Below are 18,865 nucleotides of genomic sequence, written 5' to 3'. Positions count from 1 at the left end.
TGTCTATCATGAAATTTAGGTTTAAAATACTTACTTTTGATACTATCACAAACCATTCATTATGAAACCAGTTCTTTATATCTCTTTTGCAGCCGTTTTATTGGTGGGCTGTAAAGAGGATTCAAAGCAGCCTGTGAGCGATGACGCAGCACAGGAATCTGCTCTTATTTTTGAGGGGATTGACCCTTCAATTAAGCCGGGGGATAATTTCTTTGGCCATGTTAACAAAACTTGGTATAACCAAGCCGTAATTGCCGATGATCAAGTAGGGGTGGGCTCCTATAGATTTTTAAATATTCCACAGAAAAAATTGTTGCAGACCATTTTGGAAGAGGTCTCTGTAGGAGACTATCCTAAAGGTAGTATTGAACAGAAATTAGGCGATTTTTATGCCTCAGGGATGGATACCCTAAGCATTGATCAGCGTGGCTTTGAACCAGTAAAGCCAATTCTGGAACAAATTGATGCTTTAGATAGTTCTGCGGGTTTAATGGCTTTTGTAGCCGATCAAATGAAAGTTGGGAATTATTCCTTAATCAATGTGTCTATTTATCCAGATCAAGAGAATAGCGCTTTGAACATTGCCCATTTTGGACAAACAGGATTGGGTTTGCCAGACAGGGATTATTATTTCCAAACGGATCCTTCCTCGGTAGCCATTCAAAAGGCATATCAAAACTATTTAACGACTTTGTTTGAATTGATTGGCGATTCCAATTCAGAAACTAATGCCCAAAAAGTGTATGTCATAGAGAAGCAAATGGCCGCTTCCCATAAAACCCGAGTGGAATTACGGGATACCCAAGCAAATTACCATAAATTGGCCGTTTCTGAACTAGACAAAACACAAGCAAACATAGGTTGGAAGTCCATGTTGGAGCATTCAGAAATGGAGGTAGACTCTGTAGATGTGATGCAGCCGGCCTATTTCGAAACGCTTAACACAATGCTGAAAACAGTGCCTTTAGATGATTGGAAAACCTATTTAAAGGCCAATACCTTGACGGCTTTTGCTTCTATATTAAGTACTCCTTTTCAAGATGCGGAGTTTGCCTATTCCAAAGTGATTTCGGGACAAAGTGTTCAAAAAACTAGGGCTGAGCGCATGGTGCAACAGGTAGACCGCCAATTGGGTTTTGCTTTGGGACAATTATATGTAAAGCGTTATTTTGATGAAAATGCCAAAAAACGAGCATTGGAATTGGTAAACAATCTTCATAAGACTTTGGAAAAACGCATCACCCAATTGGATTGGATGAGCGATAGCACCAAAGTAAAGGCCAAAGAAAAACTACACAGCATAACCAAAAAAATTGGCTATCCGGATGTATGGAGAACCTATGAGGTTGCTATTGACAAGGCGCATTATTTTGAAAATGTATTGGCCTTAAATCAAAACAACTATGCCTATCATTTAGCTCAATTAAACAAAGCACCTAATAGAGATGAATGGTACACCACACCATCTACCGTGACGGCTTATTACAATCCGTCTTTGAATGAAATTGTGTTTCCTGCAGGGATTTTACAGCCTCCTTATTTTGACCCAAATGTTGATGATGCCGTGAATTATGGAGGTATAGGAATGGTCATTGGTCATGAATTTACCCATGCCTTCGACGATCAAGGAGCGCAATACGACAAGGAAGGAAATGTGAAAAACTGGTGGACCGAAGAGGATTATGCCAAGTTTAAGGCCAAGACCCAACAGATCATTGAGCAGTATGATGCTTTTACCGTATTGGACAGTGTCCACCTTAAAGGAGCTTTGACGGTTGGAGAAAACACAGCAGATAATGGCGGAGTTGCCATTGCTTACGATGCATTTAAAATGACAGCTCAAGGGCAGGATACAACCAAGATTAACGGCTATACTCCAGATCAGCGTTTCTTTATGTCGGTGGCGCGTATTTGGCGTGTAAAAACACGCGATGAATATTTACGCAATTATGTAGCAACCGATCCGCATTCGCCACCTATATGGCGTGTGAATGGCCCATTAATGAATATGACGCCGTTTTATGAGGCCTTTGATGTAGCAGAAGGGGACCAAAATTATAAGGCTGAAACCGATAGGATCAAGGTCTGGTAAGTTTTAATTGTAAAATCAAATAAAGACACCTCCATTGGAATGGGCTCAAAATGACCAAAGATTTCCATTGGAGGTGTTTTTTTATATTATGTCTAAAGGACTAACATTTTGTGATAGCAATCTTTAGATTCCCATCTTTATTGGTGATACCAAATGGGATAACTTCCTTGGTGCAACGGGGTTCAATGGTAAATTGTATAAATCCCATGATATAAAAATCCTCAGTGGTGTTTAAATGGAAGGACTGCTTGTAGAACGTGTTTTGTCGTATCCAGTTAGCACCATATCCATTGCAGTGAGGCTCTATGTCTTCTTTTAAAATAGTTGTTTCAGAGAGTGCATCAAACAATTCTATTTTATCGTCGGTTTCAACGTCAAAAGTAAAACGTCCCATGTAGGTATGAGAGGAATTTGGAGAAGCGTAATACGATTGTTCTTTTAAGCCCATGTATACAATAATGTTGTAGTCGTTATTTCCCAAATCTTCCAAATAGATGGAGGTTTCATAGAGTGCATCTATTTGTGTTTGGCCCTCAGTTCTGGGAAACAACACTGGCCCCATGGGGTGTTCTGTTGTAGCCATGGCCAATTGGGAAGTTTCCGCTGTCGATTTTTGGTATTTGTCCGATTGACAGTTGAAAAGAAGGGTGAGTGTGATCCCAAGAATAACGACATACGGCTTTACATAGTAACTAATTGTTTTCATAAGAATTTGGTTTAAATGGAACCTTCAACACGGAAGGTTCGGAGTTATTTGAATGTTATGTTAAAGCTATGGAGGACAGTTCTTAAAAATGTCAAAAAAGTGTCAAAGAACTGTCAATGCTTGTAAAAAGTCCTGAAAATGTTGGTTATTTACGGTACTTATGATACCCATGATGACAAAACTATATTATAAAGTGGCATTGTTGCTGCTAAGTCTACTAGTTGTAGCCTGTTCCGAATCTGTCAAAGAGCATTCTCCTGAACGTATAAAAGTTGGCTTACGAGAGGCAGGGCACCAATTGTTGTTACAATCTGGCGATTCCAGTTCCCGAGTGCTTCCTGTGGTAGCTTTGGACGCTTCTACTTATGAACTATCCTTTGAACAGCCTTTGCAAATTGTACCCGATAGTTTGGTGGCTATTGTGAAGCGTAGTTTGGAACGTGCAGAACTTTCTGAGCGTTATTTGGTAGAAGTACTGCAGTGTGAAGATGCAGAAGTGGCCTATAGCTATGAGATGTGGCTTGAGGGGGAGCAGGGGATCGTCCCTTGCCAAGGCCGTTTGCTGCCCCAATCTTGTTATAGAATCCATGTGAAGTTTATAGAAGGAAAGAGGACGAACTCTAATTTGGTTTGGTTATGGCTACTCCCTGTAGTTGTTTTAGGCGTTTTGGGCTGGTGGTTTTTTGGGCGAAAACAAATAGAGGTTTCAGAGCTTGCGGCCACCAAGGAAGTACCTTTGGGGCGTTTTATGTTTTATCCAGAACAGCACAAATTGGTAACGCCTGCCACCGAAATAGCCCTTTCTAAAAAGGAATGCGAACTGTTGGAACTGTTTGTGGAGCGCCCAAACCAAGTGATTAGCCGTGATGAACTGAGCAAACGGGTTTGGGAAGACCATGGCGTGGTTGTGGGGCGCAGTTTGGACACCTATATTTCCAAACTTCGTAAAAAACTTCAGGATGATGAACGGATCCAACTGGTCAATATTCATGGGGTTGGGTATAAGTTGGAGGTAAACTAGGACCTGAGGATGCACTTATAATTGCTTTCTATTATTATTTTTAGCTTCCTTTTATGGCTGAAAATGCTTATATTTAATATAGTATTTCTTCCATGTTGATATAATAGCTGACCCTCTTCCCGTAAAATACCTATTTAATTAATTGTGTTTATCATGGAAAATTTTGTAGGTAGTCCCAGGGTGCTTTTTCAGTGCTGTTATTTTTTAGCATTCTTGCTCATTTTTTGTGTGGTACTTTATAAAAGTATCAAACGAGGTTTTCATTTACGGTCGGTTCTTTTAATGATGACGACGATTTCGTTGTTTACGGTTTTAGGCTCACGGTTGTTTACCATTCCTTTTGAAGATTGGATCAGGGCTATTAATTCCCATTCTTCCAATTTTAATAATCGGTCGGCCATAGGAGGGCTGTTTTTCGGTTTTTTGGGACTGTTGGTGTCGCAACGAATTTTCGGATTTGGAAGGTTTATATTGAATTTATATGCCTGGATTTGCCCCATAGCTTTAGGAATTATTAAGCTGGGGTGTTTCTTTAATGGTTGTTGCTATGGTATTCCGTCCAATGGGATGTGGTCGGTTCAATATGCCAAGGGAACACATGCCCATTTTAACCATTGGAGTGCGGGACAGATTGCTCCAGAAGCCTTGGCGTCTTTATCGGTGTATCCTGTGCAACTTTATGAGAGTGTCTTGTTGGTTTTGATAGGGTATCTTGTTTGGAAAACCCATAAGCAATGGCAAAAGTCCCTAAGTGCCTTGTTTTTTGGACTGTTCCTGTTTTTTATGATGCGCTTTGGCATTGAATTTTTTAGGGATCCTGCTGGCTCACAGTTCAATACTTTGTATTATGTTGGCTTGCGGTCCTATCAATGGAGTATGTTGGCTTATGGTATGATTGCCGGAATTGTCTTGTTGGTTTACGAAGGCTACGAAGGTAGCGATTGGCTAAGGGGTCGGGAAAATTCTCCGTTTCTGCATGCCGATTTTATGTATATCGTAGTCATTTCCGTATGTCTGTATAGCTTTAGGAACCTGTTTTCAACTTATGAACTTTTGGTAATTTGGGTGAAGTTTTTCCCTGCCATTGTACTTTCGGTTTATTATCTCTATACAGAAAACAGGTTAAAACCTTACAGAATGGCCATAAGTGTGGTGTTATTGATGCCCTTATTTGTTTTTGCGCAAACCATCCCAACCCATAAGACCACTATTAAAACCTACCATCGGGTTGATGTGGGAGGTTCGTTTGGTGATTTTGCCAATACGGTTAGGTATAACCCACAACAAGGAGAGTGTGGCACTACCTATGACTCCGAGGATTACAGACAAACCTATCAGGTTGGAGGACTTGGCTATTCCTATATAAAGGAAAAAAATAACAAAACGCTTAGGCTAGGCGCCAATGTTCATGGGGGGATGGTGAAAAGCACCAATTTGACAAACAATAACACCGAAAAGGATTTTGTGTTTGGACTAAATCCCTTTGTGACTTATGATGGCAAATGGCTAGGAGGAGGGGTTGGCTTTCAATTGGGAAGCTTAAGAGTAAATAAACATCAATTTTATGATGCCACAAATATTGAAGATGCCCAAAAGGAATATGTGTTTTTGCCCGAAGTGCATGCTCGATTTGGTCCAAGAAAATATGTGGATATTGATTATAATTATGGTTTTCTGTTTCCTTCTCCATACCCTACAATATACCATCGTTCCAGTATAGGAAGTAGTTTTGGTTTAAGTCCTGATTATAGTTTACGATATGGGTATATTTGGAATTTGGAAACCAGCTATTTATCCTTAGAAACCTTGATTACCAAAAATATGGGAGTACGCCTTATGTATATTTTTAAGGAACACTATTCAGGACCAGGGCTTTTGAGCGATGAAGTGGGCGGGAAATTTTTATTCTCTGTAAACTATCGGTTTGGGGAAAGTATACATCAAGCAAAAGAAAAGGATTGATTTTTTAATTACTAGAAAATTTTCTTTGTGGTCCTTTATGAATACAGAATCAGGAAGACGCCCGTCATGATGCCCATTAAAGGTACCAGTTTTTTACGCTTGTTTTTTTCCTTAAAGATAAGCCCACCCACTACTACAGCAATGAGTATCTGGCTACGCTTGATAGCAGATAACAGCATGATGAGGGCTTCTGGATCTTGAAGTGCCTTGAAATAAAAATAATCGGCGGCCTGCAGGAGGACCCCGACACCAACAATAGACCATCTAAATTTAAAGGCTTGACGCTTTGCTGCATAAGGAAACCAGGTGAAACCTAAAATGATGCTTAAAATGAGTAGGGTATAGAGGCAGAACCAAAATTGCAGGGTTTGTGGATTGAGCTCCAAACTTTGAATGAGGAATTTATCGTAAAGTCCACTACTAGCTCCTAAAAAAGTGGCAGCTATAATGGCAAAGATCCATTTGTTGCGCTTAAAATTAATGCCCTCCTTTTTGCCAATTCTGGAATAGAGCATCACCGAGAAAATGATGAGGAAGAAGCCCATCCATTGGAACATGTTCGGACTTTCTTTATAAATGACAATTGCTCCTATGAATGTGAAAAATGGTCCCGCCGAACGTATGGGGGTTACGATGGTGATGGGCAGATGCTTTAGAGCTTGATAGGCCAAGACCCAGGAACTGGCCATGATGGCCGATTTGATAAAAATAAAACCATGGGTTTGCCATGGGATGTTTTGAAAGTGAAAGCCTTTGTTTAAAGCAGCTTCAGGGTCTATGAGCGCCAACACATAAAAGGCTGCAATAAATACAAATCCACTGAACACCGTCCCGAAAAGTACTGGGTACACTTCATTCCCTTGAACGGCGTGTTTTTTACATAAGTTGTGTAAGCCCAAAAAGAGCGCCGCCAATAATCCTAAATACATCCACATGGCCGCGAAGATAGTTTTTTAGAGGATTTTAGGAACGGAAATTATGGGGATTTTTGATAAGTTATTCGAAGCAAGGAAGACACGGAGAGGTTTGTCTAAAATTTAAAAAAAGTGTATCTTTAATATAATTCTTCCTTTTTCATAGATTGCTAACACTTAGGTGTTTTTACTTCTCAAATCTAAGGTAAACAAGACTTTCTTGCTATTTTTTCATGTCATGACCGCTTTTTCCAATTCAGAATTCAAGCCCTTACACGTGTTTTATAAAAATATAAAGGTAAGGGTAAGTTTGTCAATTATGTTGACAATCGCCTTTTTAAACCTTATTATAGGTTGTTCTTATTACAACGTGAGGGATATAGCTACCACACCAGACACTATTTCTAATGAAATTGCAAATTTTAATGAAACATACAATTACGTTGTCATCCATACCAAAGGGCATATCTGGCATCTAAATGATTTTGTACTGAACGAAACTGATAAGACCATATCAGGATTATGTGCGCCTTTGGACGAGGCACATATTCCTTTAAAACCTCGGGAAGATGATAAAGTCCATCGTTATACCACTGAACAAAAGCCTTTGAATGAGCTTCATTTTTATGTGAATTCTACCTTAGACCCACAATTTGGGACTAGGGTAAGTTTTCCTTTGTCAGACATTACTTCCATCTCAGTTAATGATAAAAATACAGGGAAAACTGTTGCTAGTGCCCTTGGAGTAACTATTGGGGCAATTGCCCTGATAGCAATTATTGTGGCTCTCACGAAGAGTTCCTGTCCATTTCTTTATGTCAAGAACGGTAATGAGTATCAATTTGCAGGAGAGTTGTATCCAGGAATTATCACGCCAAATATGCAATGTGATGACTATTTAAAATTACCAGATTTGAAAGTAACCAATAACACTTATGACATTAAGGTGACCAATGAACTGAAAGAAGTCCAGCATACAGATTTTTTAGAATTGGTAGAGATTAGTCATTCTCCAGATATTTCAGTACTCATGGATCAAAATGGAAATCCCAAAACATTCTCCAAACTACACGCTCCAAAGCAGGCGGTAGTTGATGGGGAGAAGACCGATTTAGATTTGGTTTTAGATAAGGACAGTCGCCCATTTCAATTTAATAATGAATTGGACTCAGATACGAGTGTGAGAGGAGTGGACTTTCTTTTTGAGAAACCAAAGGTCACAACCAGCCAGGCAAAACTCTATTTAAGTGTTAAGAACTCTTTGTGGTTGGACTATGTTTTTGGAAAGTTTAATGAACAATTTGGAACCTACTATCCAGAGTTTCAAAAGCAACAGCAAACTAGTTCAAAAAGAAAGAGTTTGGATTGGATAGAAGCCCAGCACATCCCATTGTCGATATATGTGAAGACTACAAATGGTTGGGAGTTGGTTGAACGACTTCGTACTGTAGGACCTATGGCATATCGAGATTTGGCAGTTGCTGTAGATATGAGTAAGGTAGAAGGAGAGCACCTTGCTGTTAGGCTGGAAACAGGGTTTATGTTTTGGGAGGTGGATTATATAGGGATTGATTATTCAGAAAATGTAGATTTAGCCATAGAACACATAACTCCATATAAAGCTATCGATCAACAGGGCAAGGATGTTACTGAAACTATATTGACCGCAGATGGCAATTATTTAATACAGCCTAACGTAGGAGACCAGGTTACGGTAAGTTTTCCCATACAATTAAACGAAAGTAACATAAACCGGACCTACTTTTTGAAGAATAGAGGATATTACAATTATATAAGACACTATGATAAGGAACCTGATTTTCAAAAGCTAAAATTGTTTAGGGAAGCGGAAGCTTTTACAGATTTTTCCAAATATGAATATGAGGCATTAATGACATATGAAAAGTCATTTGATGTGGTGGCTAAATAAAATGAATTTGGAAATGATTACTGAGGTCCAAGATTATACAAAACCAAAAGCACAGGTTGCAGAAACTAAGCAAACTATAATTCCTACATCTTATATGATTTCAGGATTGCGAATGCGATGGGTACATTTTAGGCTAAAATTAACGCTTCTTAAGGTAGCAATGGTTTGCTATAGAAATCCTTTGGATTGGCTGCGCTCCCTTCGTTATTTAGTAGCGTTAAGAAAGCGATTTTTGGGCAATTACAGACTCCAAAAGATGGCATGTTTTAATGGTGAATATTTTATGGGCTTATATACGCCCGGTTGGAATAATGATATTTATGAGCGCTTTATAGCCTCCCAATTACACGATTTCAAACCTATAGAAAAAGGTTTGGTAAACAGGTTTAATACGGTTTTTTTGTCTGTTACCAAAAAATGTGCCTTGCAATGTGAACATTGCTATGAGTGGGAGCATTTGAACAAGAAGGATACCTTGTCTGATACCGAACTAATTGACATTATTAAGAAGTTACAAGACCAGGGGGTAAGTCAAATTCAATTGTTAGGAGGGGAGCCACTATTACAAATGGAGACCTTGATAAAGTTGCTGCATCGTGCCGATACAAAAAGTACCAATTTTTGGGTGGTGACTTCAGGGTTTAAATTAAATCTTGAAAATGCCAAACGTTTGAAAAAGGCTGGATTAAAAGGGGTTATTGTGAGTTTGGATCATTATGAAGAAGAAGAACACAATAGATTTAGGCATTTTAAGGATGCCTATTATTGGGTAGAACAAGCTTTGACCAATTCACAAAATGCAGGGTTGGTCACGGCATTATCCTTATGTGCAACAAAAACATTCATTTCAGATGCTAATTTAATGTCATATATGGAATTAGCAAAGATATTAGGGGTGTCATTTGTGCAATTATTGGAGCCTAAAGCTGTTGGGCATTATGCGCAAAAGGAGGTAGGCCTTGATGAAGCGCATATTGCTATTTTGGAAGATTTCTTTTTGAAAATGAATTTTGGTCCAAATTACAGAGATATTCCCATACTGAGCTATCATGGGTATTACCAACGCAGACAAGGTTGTTTTAGCGCAGGACTTAAGGGAATGTACATTGATAGCGATGGTGATATGAATGCCTGCCCGTTTTGTCACAAGAAAACAGGTAAGGTTTTGGATGTAAATTATGAAAACCATTTAGAAGTTTTAAAAGCTGAAGGGTGTCCCACATATCCTTTAATTTAAAGTCCAACTATCATGTTTTATGGGTTTTCACATACCGAGATTTGGTTAATAGGAACACTTTTGTTCATACTTCGCTATGTACTGGTTGCTGGTGTCTTTTTTTATCTGTTTTATGTCTTGAAAAAATCGAGGTTTTCTAAGTTTAAAATCCAAAAACATTTTCCTTTTAAGGAGCAAATTAAACGAGAAGTATTGTATTCATTACTAACATTTTTAATCTATGGCAGTAGTCTTTGGTTATTTGTGTTTTGGGTTGAAAACGGATATACCAAGTCTTATAATAATCTTCATGAATATGGTCTGGCGTATTTTGTTGCAAGCATACTTTTAATGGTTTTTATTCATGACACGTATTTCTATTGGACCCATAGATTAATTCATCATTCAAAATTTTTTAAACATATCCATAAGGTCCACCACAGTTTTACAAGTCCAACACCTTGGGCGGCATTTGCATTTCATCCTTGGGAAGCTTTAATCTCTTTGGGATTCATACCAATAATATTGTTTGTTATTCCTCATCATCAATGGGCATTGGTAGTTTTTATTACATTTTTAACGGTTTATAATGTCTTGATTCATTTGGGATTTAGCATTCCCAAATTGCAAAAATTGAAATTGTTGAACACTCCAGATGCTCACGATTACCATCACCTTAAGTCTAAAAAGAACTATGGCTTGTATTTTACTTTTTGGGATAGGTTGATGGGGACTTACCACTCGAAATGAGTTTTTCTGAACAAACAATTGTATTTAGCTGAATTACTTCAATTTAATACAATTATATCTAGTAAACTATGTAGTCAACTAAGTATTATTTGTTATCTTTAGGTGATATTCAATATTAATGGAAAGAGATTTTATAAAAGCACTAGGGTATAGGGCGTTAGACAATCGCTTGAAGCGCATCAGCGATAGAATGTCCCATGACACCAGAAAATTTTTTAAGCAAATAGCTATGGATGTGGAACCTAGTTGGCATTTGGTGTTCAAATTATTAAAAGAACACGAGATGCTCACTATGGCTGAAATGGCTGAACAGTTGGGCTATACACATCCTTCTATGGTAGTACTGCTAAAAAAGATGACAGCTAAGGGATATGTTTGTTCAGAAAGGGATACCGTGGATAAACGCAAGCAAAACATCAAATTGACGCATAAATCTTACGAGTTACTTCCGGAGTTGGAACATGTTTGGGGCAGTTGTGAGCAAGCTATCTATAAAATGTTGGATGAAGATCTTTCCATATTGAAATCTCTAGATGCCATAGAGGATGCTTTAAAGGAAGTCCCTTTTAATGAGCGTTTTTATAAAGCATATCATAACTCAAATTAAAACAAAAGCGTATGAGACCTTCTAAGTTTACAAGAGACCCATCGCCTCAGGTGTTGTCAAGGAGGCATATGATTTCAACTTTGAGCCTAGGGTTGAGTTTTAGCATGCTTCCTTCCTTTATGGCATCGGCAATGACAGAAATTTCCAAAGAAGCTTTGGACCATGGAGAACGACTTATTCCTTTAGAAGAAAAGGACTATGCAGGAATGCAGCTATTTATAGAACAATGCCTTGAGGCCCAAAAGGAACCAAATCCTCAGGAAGCTGTAAGGGAAGTTTTGGCAAGGGCAATGTCCAATCCAAAAACCATTCTGAAGGCCATTGGAGAACCTCAAGAAGCTGGTTTAAAGGTGTTTTTACGCTCAAAAGAGCTCACCATTTTTGCGGCTTCGTGGACGCCACAAATGAATTTAATGCCCCATAATCATTGTATGTGGGCCAATATTGGAATTTACACAGGGAGGGAAGACAATATTCTTTGGGAACGAGACCAAGAACACTTGAAAGCCTCAGACGTAAAGTGCTTGTTTGCGGGCGACGTGGCGAGTTTGCAGACCAATGCCATCCATTCGGTTACCAATCCGTTACAAAGGTTTACAGGTGGATTACATATTTATGGAGGCGATTTTTTTGCCATTGAACGCAGTCAATGGGATCCTGAAACCTTAGAAGAAGAACCTTCCAATGGTGATGTGATACACAATATATTCAAGAAAGCCAACGAACAATTACTTAAAAGAACCAGCGAGGATTAAATAAGAAATTATGAAACGGGAATTAATATCAAGTGGAAGTCCTTATGAAGACATCATTGGATTTAGCAGAGCTGTACGTGTTGGAGCCCATATTAGTATTGGAGGCACAGCACCTATGGATGCGCATGGAAATACCGTGGGCGTTGGCGATATTAGGCAACAAACCAAACAATGTTTGGAAACTATAGAAATAGCCTTAAAAAAGGCAGACGCCAGTTTGAATGATGTGGTGAGAACCCGGATGTTTTTAACCAATATCCATGATTGGAAAGCAGCCGCTGAAATCAGGGCCATGTATTTCAAAAGTATTAAGCCAGTAGATACTATCATGGAAGTTTCCGGTTTTATTAATCCAGATTGGCTCATAGAAATTGAAGTTGATGCCATTGTAGCTTCGTAGCTTGTTAAGATGAATTACTTTGTTTACTAAAAATGACATCGCTGAGAATCGCGTATTTGAAAATTTCTTGACATTGGTACGGAATTTTAAAAATATGGCGAAGTGGAAATTTTGTTGTATTTAAGCAATAGAAAAGTACAAGAACTTTTTACCGTAATTTCTTTTAACATAATATCTGACGATATGAGTCTAAGACATCATATCTGATATTATGCTAAATAGCCGTGAAATACGGCTGTACAGAAATTAACATATAATTGAACTATAATTTATATTATGTAAAATAGAAATTATCTGATTTTGATATTCCCTTTTTCAACTTCTATTATTTGTTTTCCTTGATACGTCTGATATACACATCCAATACCCTGTTGTAATGCTCCAGATGCTGTTGGTATTGGCTTTCGGTAAGTAAAGGTTTTATTTTGGCATTCACCTTTGTTTTGTCTTCTTCGATTTTAGATAAAATTTCTGCCTGATCGTAATTTTTATCCTTATCTGTTAAACGGCCCAGTTCATAAATATGATCGGATAAAATACTGGCATATGTATTTCTGGTACTTTCTGACAATCCCAATTTGTTGGTCTGCTCGTAAAACCACATTTGGATATTATCCCGTTCATCTGGTGTGAAGACTTCCACTTTGTTGGCCATCCGCTCTTTTTCTTTAGGCGTTAAGGTATTTTGAGCGTTTGTAGAAAGGATTCCTCCTAAGGCCAAAATGGCCAATACATAGGTTTTATTAGCTGCCATATAAAATTGTTTTATGTATTAAATATAGTGTAAAGTCCTCATATTTAACAGTAAACAGTTTGAAAATTATACTTACTGATAGATTTTCCTTAAATTATGTAATCATTTATAATCTATAAGCGCAGTTCATCCGTAGATATACATAAGACATCGAAACATTAATTAAATAACTATTATGAGAAAATTTTCTATTGTAATACTTACAGCAATTGCTTTGACCTCCTGTGTGTCCAAAAAGAAATATTTGGCACTTGAAAAAGACAATGGAGAGTTGAAAAGTGAACTCACCAAAACCAAGGTTGAAAACGAAGAATTGGAAGCGCAATTTGCCGCTATTCAAGCCCGTGTAGATCAATACAATGCCCGAATTAACTCCCTTTCTGAAGAATCTGATGCCAAAATGGTATCTGTTGACGGGGTTGTGATTTCTGAAGATCAAAAGGCACAAATGCGAGAGATGTTAAAGAACGTCCCTCCTGCTTATTTGGCCAATGCCAAAACCTTGAAGGATTCCATGAACGCTGCTATTTCGTACAATGTAAGAAGCAATGTTACCAATATTGATGAAACCGAAGATGTGAGCATGAATATTGAAGGAACTGTTGTAATGATTTCCATTGCAGATGAGCTATTGTTTAGATCTGGAAGCTTCAATATCAGTAATGATGCGGACCATATTTTGAAAAAATTGGCAGATGTTATCAACTCAGAACCAAGTGTTGAAGTAATGGTTGAAGGGCATACAGATTCACAATCTATCAGCAATGTAAAAGTATCAGACAACTGGGAATTAAGTGTATTGCGTGCTGCTTCTGTAGTGAAAAAATTGCAAAACGACTTTGATGTAGCTCCAGAAAAACTTATCGCTGCTGGACGTAGTTTTTACCAGCCTCTAACCGACAATGATACTGCAGAGCATAGAGCTATCAACAGAAGAACTAGGATTTTAATCCTTCCAAACTTGGATAAGTTCTTTGCATTAATATCAGCTGAAGAGTAAATCGCTCTCCTGATAACCTGTTATTTAATTAATCCTGTTAAAAAAGACTACTTCCCTCAAAGTAGTCTTTTTTTTATGCTATTTAAAAAGTCGGAATTAAGTTATTTAAGTAAAATATTGTTTTGGTTGTCAATACCTTATATTGTTTGGTTGAAAAATAACATATTCGCATAAGTTTTTGTTAAAAAAGTGAAAGGTTTTGATAGTTGGAAAACTTTGTTACATTTGAAAGAACCAATATTTAATTAACTAAACACAACCAATTCTTTTATGAGAAAAACTACGCTCTGTTTTTTACTGTTTTTCATATCCTTACACGGTTGGTCCCAGCAATCTGTGGCCCGTGAATGGAATGAAGAGCTTTTATCGGCCATCCGTATTGATTTGGCCAGACCTACGGTACATGCCCGGAACCTATTCCACTCTTCTATAATTATGTATGATGCCTGGGCCATTTTTGACGATGTGGCCGAAACGGTATTTTTAGGAAAAACCTTTGGTGGCTACGATTGCCCTTTTGATGGTATCGCTACTCCAACCGATGTGGCTGCAGCAAGACATGAAATTATTAGCTATGCCATGTTTAGACTCCTAAGCCATCGCTTTGAAAATGCACCCAATAGTGCCGTGAGCGAGGCGTCATTTTTAACCCGTTTTACAGATTATGGTTATGATTCAGAATTTGTTTCTACCGATTATAGTGGTGGGTCTTATGCCGCTTTGGGAAATTATTTAGCTGAACAAATGATTGCTTTTGGGCTACAGGATGGTTCCAATGAAGCCGCTGGTTATGTTAGCAATTATTATGCACCTGTGAACGATCCTTTGATTTTGGATTTATATGATGACAATAGTGGTATTAACCCTAACCGCTGGCAGCCTTTGGCCTTTGATGTTTACATTGATCAAAGTGGGAACGTATTTCCTTTGACAACCCCTTCTTTTGTTGGGCCTGAATGGGGACAAGTAACGCCTTTTGCCCTAAAAAGTGAAGATTTGGATATTTTGAATGATGGCTTTGATTGTTATGTTTACAACGATCCAGGAGCACCGTGGTACATTCAGGAATCGGATGAAGATGGTATCGAGGATCCTTATAAGTGGAGTTTTTCATTGGTAGCCTCTTGGTCGTCGCATTTAGATCCTGCCGATGAGACCATGATTGATATCTCTCCTGCCAGCATAGGAAATTTTGATAGCGAAAACTTTCCGGAAACCTTTGCCGAATATCAGGAATTCTATGATTTTATGGAAGGTGGCGATGCCAGCACAGGACACGATTTAAATCCTGCCACTAACCTTCCCTATGAACCGCAAATGGTGAAACGTGCAGATTATGCCAGGGTTTTGGCAGAATTTTGGGCCGATGGCCCCTCTTCGGAAACACCACCAGGACACTGGTTTACTATTTTAAATTATGTAAGCGATCATCCCGATTTGGAGAAAAAATTTGGAGGTGAAGGCGAGATTTTGGAGGATTTGGAATGGGATGTAAAATGCTATTTGGCCCTTGGAGGAACGGTACACGACTGTGCGGTTAATACTTGGGGAATCAAAGGGTATTACGACTATATTCGTCCAATTTCAGCTATTCGATATATGGCTTCAAAAGGACAAAGTTCTGATGCCTCCTTACCTAGTTACGACCCTCACGGGTTGCCCTTGATAGATGGTAGAATTGAATTGATTCAAACTGGGGATCCATTGGCTGGAGAAAATGATGAAAATGTAGGTCAAATAAAAGTGTATGCCTGGAAGGGGCCTGATTATATTGAAGAACCAGAAACCGATGTTGCTGGTGTAGATTGGATTTTGGGTACACATTGGTGGCCTTACCAACGTCCTTCTTTTGTGACGCCTCCATTTGCAGGTTATTTATCAGGACACTCAACCTTTTCAAGGGGCGCTTCCGAAACTATGACTTTATTGACAGGTGATGAATTTTTCCCAGGAGGAATGGGAACTTTTGACTTAGTGGAGAACGAATTTTTGGTATTTGAGGAAGGTCCTACACAGAATATGACCTTACAGTGGGCTACCTATAGAGACGCCTCAGACCAAACAAGTCTGTCAAGAATTTGGGGAGGTATCCACCCTCCTATTGACGATATTGGTGGACGCGTTATTGGAAAAAAAATAGGCCCAGATGCCTTTTCTAAAGCGGTAACCTATTTTAACGGAGAAACATTGTCTACGGACCCAGTTGCCCAAACTCCAAGTATAAAAATGTATCCAGTTCCATTCCATGACCAATTAACGGTACAACATGGTTATGCGGAAACTTTAGAGTTGAAATTGTTCAGTATGGATGGAAAGCAATTGCTGTCCAGAACACTACAGGCTCATGAAACAGCTAATTTATCTTTGGAACAACTTTCTACAGGCATGTATCTTGCTAAATTTTACAACAGTCAGAACACACCTGTGTTAGTTAAAAAAGTTGTAAAAAATTAGACCAATCCTAAAGCGTATGGTATTTTTGTGACTCCATAAAAATACCATATGCTTTCACTTAAAAACATCTTTCGTATTACAGCCTTCTTGGAAGGAATTTCTTATATTTTATTGCTGTTTATTGCGGTTCCCATTAAATATTTTGGGCAAGACCCTCAATATGTAAAACTATTGGGCATGCCACATGGCTTATTGTTTATTGCCTATATTATTTTTGCCATTATTTTGGGAAGTAGGTTAAAGTGGAACAATAAAATTCTTATTAAAGTTTTAATTGCCTCAATTCTGCCTTTTGCTACCTTTGTTGTAGACAGAAAACTATTAAAACAAGAGGCATAACGTGGAATCATTTTCGCATTATTTTTACGATTATTTTATTTCTTTAGACTTTTCGGAAACGGCAGCCACCTATTTGAATATGGGAGTATTGCTAGTCATTTTGGCTATCATCATTCTTGTTGCGGATGTGGTGACCAAAAAAATATTAGTGAGCACTTTTGAAAAATTTGCCCATAAATCCAAAACCAATTTCGACGACCTTTTAATTTCCCATAAGGCCCCTCGAAATTTGGCGCATTTGGTACCTTTTTTAATCACCTTAAATCTTTTCCCTGTAGTTTTTGTGGACTTTCCAAACTTTGAGGCTCCTGTAGAAGCTTTGATTAAAGTGTATGGAGTCCTACTCTTCATTTGGATTTTAAGAAGTGTTTTAAAGACTTTAGAAGCCTATTTTAAAACCTTGCCTCGCCTTAAGGACAAGCCTATAGACAGTTACATACAGGTTGTAATGCTTTTTGTATGGGGGATTGGTTTGATTCTTTGTTTTGCAATTCTTACCAATATTTCCATTGTTCGATTTTTAACAGGATTAGGGGCTGCTTCGGCGGTTTTACTGTTGATTTTCAAGGATACCATTTTGGGGTTTGTGGCCAGTATTCAGGTTGCAGTAAACGACACCATCAGAATTGGCGATTGGGTGACCATTGAAAAGTTTGGAGCGGATGGTACGGTAATCGAAATCAATTTGAATACGGTTCAGGTACAAAATTTTGACAATACCATTACCAATATCCCGACCTCTGCCCTTATTTCGGAATCTTTTAAGAATTGGCGAGGGATGAGCAATTCCGGCGGACGACGAATTAAGAGATCCTTAATTATTAAAGTGTCTTCGGTAAAATATTTAGACCCTCAAGGTGTGGAAGACCTTAAAAAGATTCAGTTGATTAACAATTATCTTACGACACGTCAAAAAGATATTGACAACTACAATAGCAACCATAATATTGATAAGTCTTTGCTTATAAACGGTAGAAACCTGACTAATTTGGGTGTGTTTAGAAAGTATATACAGACTTATATTGAAAACCATTCAGCCATTAATAAGGATATGATGATCATGACGCGCCAATTGGAGGCTACAGCACATGGTATTCCTTTAGAAATTTATGCATTTAGTAGTGACAAGCGTTGGGAGAATTATGAATATATCATTTCAGATATTTTTGATCATATGCTTGCAGCGGTTCCCTACTTTGGGCTGGAAGTGTTCGAGGTAATAAATGGAAACCTAAACCTTAGCAAGAACTAAAGTTTAGGTTTCTTAATAATAATTTGGTGTACTAATTGGCTTTTGCCTTGGCTTCATCAATCATTTCCTGATTGGCAACGATTCCTATTTCAACGCGTCTATTTTTAATTCTTCCTTCTTCGGTGGAATTGTCAAAACGCGGTTTGGTTTCTCCATAACCCTCTACAGAGAAGCGTCCTCTGGAAACTCCTTTGGCCACTAAATAATCTACTACAGACTGCGCTCTTTTTTTGGATAATGACATATTGTAGGCTTCATCTCCCGAAGAGTCTGTATGCCCTTCAACCAACAGGTTAGTGTCTGGAAATTCTATAAACACTTCTGAAAGTGCATCCAAATTGCTTTTTGCTTCTGGCGTTAAATCTGATTTGTTGATGGTAAAGGTGACGCCACTTCTATCATCAAAAGATAAGTGAATCCCCTCTCCAATACGTTCCACTTCGGCTCCTGGTACCGCTTGTTCAATTTTCTTGGCCTGCTTATCCATAACATTCCCAATAATGGCTCCGGAGGCCCCACCTACGGCAGCTCCAATTAAGGCGCCTTTAAGGTCTCCCCCTATCAAGCCCCCAACCAAAGCACCACCTGCTGCCCCTGCCGCAGCTCCTCTTTGGGTTTTATTTGAATTTTGTATGGCACTACAACTAATCATTAGGGCCGAAATCATTATAACAAGCGTGTATTTTAATTGTATTTTCATGATTTATTGGTTT

Annotated in this window: 17 protein-coding genes; 13 read left to right on the top strand and 4 right to left on the bottom strand. The window is 38.4% G+C overall.

What is annotated here, in order from left to right:
- Positions 1-61 precede the first annotated feature (61 nt).
- Entirely contained in the window at positions 62-2,092 is a 2,031-nt protein-coding gene (locus AC6I5C_RS09110) for a M13 family metallopeptidase (RefSeq protein ID WP_497904881.1), read from the top strand.
- 100 nt (positions 2,093-2,192) lie between these two features.
- On the opposite strand, the gene AC6I5C_RS09105 is transcribed toward AC6I5C_RS09110, so the two are convergent.
- Positions 2,193-2,798 (bottom strand): hypothetical protein, encoded by a 606-nt coding sequence (locus tag AC6I5C_RS09105; protein WP_497904880.1) that lies wholly within the window; start codon positions 2,796-2,798, stop codon positions 2,193-2,195.
- Between the two features lie 169 nt (positions 2,799-2,967).
- Here AC6I5C_RS09105 and AC6I5C_RS09100 point away from each other — a divergent pair, with 169 nt between their 5' ends.
- A complete protein-coding gene (locus tag AC6I5C_RS09100) occupies positions 2,968-3,819 on the top strand; it encodes a winged helix-turn-helix domain-containing protein (RefSeq protein ID WP_497904879.1) in 852 nt (283 codons plus the stop codon).
- 153 nt (positions 3,820-3,972) lie between these two features.
- Positions 3,973-5,781, top strand: a complete 1,809-nt coding sequence (locus tag AC6I5C_RS09095; protein WP_497904878.1) for a prolipoprotein diacylglyceryl transferase family protein — start codon at positions 3,973-3,975, stop codon at positions 5,779-5,781.
- A gap of 35 nt (positions 5,782-5,816) precedes the next feature.
- Here the strand turns inward: AC6I5C_RS09095 and AC6I5C_RS09090 are convergent, their stop codons facing one another.
- Positions 5,817-6,716 carry an EamA family transporter gene (locus AC6I5C_RS09090; RefSeq protein ID WP_497904877.1) on the bottom strand — a complete coding sequence of 300 codons (900 nt, stop codon included), beginning with the start codon at positions 6,714-6,716 and terminating at the stop codon, positions 5,817-5,819.
- Between the two features lie 199 nt (positions 6,717-6,915).
- On the opposite strand from AC6I5C_RS09090, the gene AC6I5C_RS09085 reads away from it, so the two are divergent.
- From AC6I5C_RS09085 to AC6I5C_RS09060, 6 genes are all read left to right on the top strand, one after another.
- Positions 6,916-8,625 (top strand): hypothetical protein, encoded by a 1,710-nt coding sequence (locus tag AC6I5C_RS09085; protein WP_497904876.1) that lies wholly within the window; start codon positions 6,916-6,918, stop codon positions 8,623-8,625.
- A gap of 13 nt (positions 8,626-8,638) precedes the next feature.
- On the top strand, positions 8,639-9,862 hold the full coding sequence (locus tag AC6I5C_RS09080; RefSeq protein ID WP_497904875.1) for a radical SAM protein: 1,224 nt from the start codon (positions 8,639-8,641) through the stop codon (positions 9,860-9,862).
- 192 nt (positions 9,863-10,054) lie between these two features.
- Entirely contained in the window at positions 10,055-10,591 is a 537-nt protein-coding gene (locus AC6I5C_RS09075) for a sterol desaturase family protein (RefSeq protein ID WP_497904874.1), read from the top strand.
- 118 nt (positions 10,592-10,709) lie between these two features.
- Positions 10,710-11,198 (top strand): MarR family winged helix-turn-helix transcriptional regulator, encoded by a 489-nt coding sequence (locus tag AC6I5C_RS09070; RefSeq protein ID WP_497904873.1) that lies wholly within the window; start codon positions 10,710-10,712, stop codon positions 11,196-11,198.
- Positions 11,199-11,209: 11 nt separating this feature from the next.
- Positions 11,210-11,953 (top strand): hypothetical protein, encoded by a 744-nt coding sequence (locus AC6I5C_RS09065; RefSeq protein WP_497904872.1) that lies wholly within the window; start codon positions 11,210-11,212, stop codon positions 11,951-11,953.
- Between the two features lie 10 nt (positions 11,954-11,963).
- Positions 11,964-12,353, top strand: a complete 390-nt coding sequence (locus AC6I5C_RS09060; protein ID WP_497904871.1) for a RidA family protein — start codon at positions 11,964-11,966, stop codon at positions 12,351-12,353.
- A 325-nt stretch (positions 12,354-12,678) separates the two neighbouring features.
- Here the strand turns inward: AC6I5C_RS09060 and AC6I5C_RS09055 are convergent, their stop codons facing one another.
- The gene (locus AC6I5C_RS09055; RefSeq protein ID WP_497904870.1) at positions 12,679-13,107 is read right to left on the bottom strand and encodes a hypothetical protein; all 429 of its coding nucleotides are present in this window, start codon (positions 13,105-13,107) and stop codon (positions 12,679-12,681) included.
- Between the two features lie 175 nt (positions 13,108-13,282).
- On the opposite strand from AC6I5C_RS09055, the gene AC6I5C_RS09050 reads away from it, so the two are divergent.
- The 4 genes from AC6I5C_RS09050 (at position 13,283) to AC6I5C_RS09035 (ending at position 18,152) form a co-directional block, all read left to right on the top strand.
- The gene (locus AC6I5C_RS09050) at positions 13,283-14,107 is read left to right on the top strand and encodes an OmpA/MotB family protein (protein WP_076663810.1); all 825 of its coding nucleotides are present in this window, start codon (positions 13,283-13,285) and stop codon (positions 14,105-14,107) included.
- Positions 14,108-14,377: 270 nt separating this feature from the next.
- Positions 14,378-16,561 carry a T9SS type A sorting domain-containing protein gene (locus AC6I5C_RS09045; protein WP_497904869.1) on the top strand — a complete coding sequence of 728 codons (2,184 nt, stop codon included), beginning with the start codon at positions 14,378-14,380 and terminating at the stop codon, positions 16,559-16,561.
- Between the two features lie 48 nt (positions 16,562-16,609).
- Entirely contained in the window at positions 16,610-16,900 is a 291-nt protein-coding gene (locus AC6I5C_RS09040; protein WP_497904868.1) for a DUF3817 domain-containing protein, read from the top strand.
- Position 16,901: 1 nt separating this feature from the next.
- Complete coding sequence (locus AC6I5C_RS09035; RefSeq protein WP_497904867.1) at positions 16,902-18,152, top strand: mechanosensitive ion channel family protein; 1,251 nt, start codon at positions 16,902-16,904, stop codon at positions 18,150-18,152.
- A gap of 31 nt (positions 18,153-18,183) precedes the next feature.
- Here the strand turns inward: AC6I5C_RS09035 and AC6I5C_RS09030 are convergent, their stop codons facing one another.
- The gene (locus AC6I5C_RS09030; protein WP_497904866.1) at positions 18,184-18,852 is read right to left on the bottom strand and encodes a YiaD family glycine zipper/OmpA-like lipoprotein; all 669 of its coding nucleotides are present in this window, start codon (positions 18,850-18,852) and stop codon (positions 18,184-18,186) included.
- Positions 18,853-18,865 lie beyond the last annotated feature (13 nt).

The organism is Mangrovimonas sp. sgz306409 (assembly GCF_059735265.1).
The sequence above is the reverse complement of the archived record's forward strand: the minus strand, read 5'-3'. Positions and strand labels throughout refer to the sequence as shown.